We start from the raw sequence: 261 nt of genomic DNA, 5'->3' as shown, positions 1-261 counted from the left end.
GGGGGGGGGGGGGGGGTGGGGGGTGGTTTGGGGCGGAGGGCCAAAAAACAAAAAAATAAGTTATATTTTGTTAATAAGGTGGGGGGTGTTTGGCAGAGGGGGGCAGGAGACAAAATAAAAATTTTTATTATTTTTAGAGAATCGAAGAATTTACCAACAACACTAAAAAAAAACAACAATAACAAAAAACAGACAAATATACAACTAGTACACCGCACACGCAAAAATGATCCTTTAAATAAATGTATAAGACCGAAAATT

General features: G+C 37.9%; 1 protein-coding gene. It reads left to right on the top strand.

What is annotated here, in order from left to right:
• Positions 1–15: 15 nt before the first annotated feature.
• On the top strand, positions 16–261 hold a 246-nt coding region (locus QCD85_RS23690), incomplete at its 3' end, for a hypothetical protein (RefSeq protein ID WP_301264082.1).

It is taken from the genome of Paenibacillus sp. PsM32 (genome assembly GCF_030433815.1).
Classification (GTDB): domain Bacteria; phylum Bacillota; class Bacilli; order Paenibacillales; family Paenibacillaceae; genus Saccharibacillus; species Saccharibacillus kyungheensis.
This window is presented reverse-complemented; position numbering and strand designations above follow the sequence as displayed.